Raw genomic sequence first — 3,035 nt, 5'->3', positions numbered from 1 at the left:
AGCTGGCGGACCACCGCGTCCGCGGCGATCTTGACCTCGCGGCGCAGCAGCGGAGCCTTGATGTACGGACCGACCAGGTCGCTGAGCCCCTCGACCAGGTAGGCGGCGTCGAAACGGTCGGACGCTTCGAGGAACTGCGCCCACCACTGCTCCAGGTGCACCCCCACGCCTACCAGGGTGGCGCAATCGGGGCCGTGATGCGGGCGGAACGGCCGAGGTCACCGCCGTGGGTGACGGCGGTGACCTCGGTCGCGAATTACGTCAGCTCTCCGTCGGGTCCAGGACGACCTCGTCCGTCCCGGTCTGCGGCGGGGTACCGGAGTCCGTGTACGACGCCACGAACACCGCGTTCAGGTTCTCCGCACCGGCGTGACCCGGGTCGAGGAACGTCTGGATCGAGCCGCTGCAGCCCGTGGCCGTGGACAGCGGGTGACCGTGCTGGTCATGGCCCAGGATGAAGGTCACGGTGACCTTCGAGCAGTCGACCGGCTGGTCGTCCACCACGGTGACCTGGTAGCTCACCGTGTCACCGAAGGCGAACGGCTGGTCCGGGTTCGGCGTGGTGGTCAGGGTGACCTGCGGGGCTGCCGTGCCCACCGGGAGCAGCACCTCCGCGGACGCCCAGCGGCCGGTCGGGTCGGTCACCTTCAGCGTCGGCCGGTAGTTGCCGTTCTCGGTGAACGTGTAGACCGCGTTCGGGGCCCGGGAGTCGACGATGCCGTCGGCGTTGAAGTCCCAGGCGTAGCGCAGGCTGTCGCCGTCGGGATCGGTGGTGCCGGCGCTGGAGAAGGTCACCGTCAGCGGCGCCTCACCGCGGACCGGCGTGGCCGTGATCTTCGGCAGCGGGGTGCGGTTGCCGCGGACGTAGTCGATGCGGGCCAGCTGCGCCTCCGGGTTCTCGGAGAAGTAGCCGTCGCCGTACTCGAGCACGTACAGCGAGCCGTCCGGGCCGAACTCCAGGTCCATCGGGTTGTCGAAGATGACCGACGGCAGCACCTCACGGATCGCGGTGACCTCGTTGTCCGCGCCGAGCGTGAACTCCTGCACGTAGTCGCGGGTCCACTCGTAGAACAGCGGCTTGCCGTCGTAGTACTTCGGCCACTTGGTCGCCGACTTGTTCTTGGCGTCGAAGTCGTACGCCGGGCCGCCCATCGGGCCGATGCCGCCCGTGCCCAGCTCCGGGAACTCCGTCGAGGCCGCGTACGTGTAGATGACCTCCGCCTTCTGCACCGGCGGCAGCTTGCGCTTACCGGTGTTGTTGGGCGAGTCGTTGACCGGCGCGGCGCAGTTGAACGGCTGGCCGGAGGTCCGGGTGGCGAAGTTGAAGTCGATGTACGGCATGTCGGGCGCGACGCAGTACGGCCAGCCGTAGTTGGCGGGCTTGTCGATGGCCATCCAGCGGCCGTGCCCGGCCGGGCCGCGCGCCGGGTTGGGGCTGTTCGCGTCCGGCGAGTAGTCACCGACGTACGCGACGTCGGTCTTCTTGTCCACCGCGAAGCGGAACGGGTTGCGCAGACCCATCGCGTAGATCTCCGGGCGGGTGTACGCGGTGCCCGGCTTGAACAGGTTGCCCTTCGGGATGCTGTAGCTGCCGTTGGCGCCGACCTTGATCCGCAGCAGCTTGCCCCGCAGGTCGTTGGTGTTGCCGGCGGTGCGCTGCGCGTCGAAGGCCGGGTTGCGGTCGGCCCGCTCGTCGATCGGCGTGTAGCCGTCGGAGGCGAACGGGTTGGTGTCGTCACCCGTGGACAGGTACAGGTTGCCCTTGCTGTCGAAGTCGATCTTGCCGCCGACGTGGCAGCAGATGCCCCGGTCGGTGCCGACCTCCATGATCTTCTGCTCGCTGGCCAGCGCCAGCGTGTTGCCGTTGAGCTTGAACCGCGACAGCCGCATCACGCCCTTGTACGGGGCGAAGTCGGCGGCGGTGCCGTTCTCCGGCGCGTCACCCTCGTTGACCGCGGGCGTCGCCGGGTTGTCCGACGGGGTGTTCAGCGGCGGCGAGTAGTAGATGTAGACCCACTTGTTCTGCTTGAAGTTCGGGTCGATCGCGACGCCCTGCACACCCTCCTCGTCGTGCTGGTAGACGGGGATCTTGGCGGCCAGGATGTTGCGCCCGCTCTTGGGGTCGTTGATGCGTACCTCACCGGTGCGCGCGGTGTGCAGCACCCGGCGGTCCGGCAGCACGGCCAGCGCGATCGGCTCGCCCGGGAAGTCGTCCAGGGTGACCTTCTGGAAGTTCGCGTCGGCCGGCGGCTCAGCCGCGGCCCGCGCGGCGGCGGGCCCGGACGGGACGGTCAGCGCCGTCGTGAGCAGAGCCAGCACCGGTACGGCGGTCAGCAATCGCTTCTTCATAGAGCAGTCCCCTCAGAACCGGAGGTTGTCGAGGTAACGGAAGCCGACCTCCGCGGTGGTCAGCGCGTCGGCGGGGGTACGCGGCGGGCTGCCCGCGTCGTCACGTTCCACGATGTACTCGACCAGGCCCGCCTCGCGGGAGTGCTCGAAGATGCGGCCGAAGTCGATCAGGCCGGCGCCGGGGTCCTCGAAGCTGCTGGAGACCGCCATGTCCTTGACGTGGACCTGGCGGATCCGCCCCCGGTTCTCGTGGATCAGGTCCACCGGGTCGTTCGCACCCCGCCAGGCCCAGTACAGGTCGACCTCGAAGTGCACCAGCCCGGGATCGGTCTCGCTGGTCAGGATGTCGAAGCCGGTGCGCTTGCCGCCGTCCTGGCGCAGGAACTCGTTGTGGTGGTTGTGGTAGCCGAAGCTGAGCCCGGCCTTGCGGGCGAGCGCACCGGCCTTGTTCAGGTCCCGGGCGAAGGCTTTGTAGACGGAGCCGTCGCGGATCGGCCCGTTGGCGTCGGTGCCGAAGTACGGGTGCACGATGTACTTGTTGCCGACGATCCGGGCGTCCTCGAGGGCGGCCTGCCAGGTCGAGGCGTTGAACGGTTGCGGGATGCCGACGTGCCCGGAGGTGGCGCGCAGCCCGGCGGCGTCCAGGGCGGCGCGGAACTGGGCGGCCGTGCGGCCGACGAAGCCTG

General features: G+C 69.2%; 2 protein-coding genes. Both read right to left on the bottom strand.

Translation table 11 applies throughout. The annotated features are described in order from the left end of the window. Positions 1 to 261 precede the first annotated feature (261 nt). Entirely contained in the window at positions 262 to 2,349 is a 2,088-nt protein-coding gene (locus AB0C29_RS41115) for a PQQ-dependent sugar dehydrogenase (protein ID WP_360832578.1), read from the bottom strand. 12 nt (positions 2,350 to 2,361) lie between these two features. Further along, the coding region (locus tag AB0C29_RS41110) for a sugar phosphate isomerase/epimerase (protein WP_360832575.1) at positions 2,362 to 3,035 on the bottom strand (674 nt) is incomplete at its 5' end.

Source organism: Actinoplanes sp. NPDC048791, from assembly GCF_040650095.1.
Classification (GTDB): domain Bacteria; phylum Actinomycetota; class Actinomycetes; order Mycobacteriales; family Micromonosporaceae; genus Actinoplanes.
Note: the sequence above shows the minus strand (reverse complement) of the source record. Positions and strands in the feature narration are given on the sequence as shown.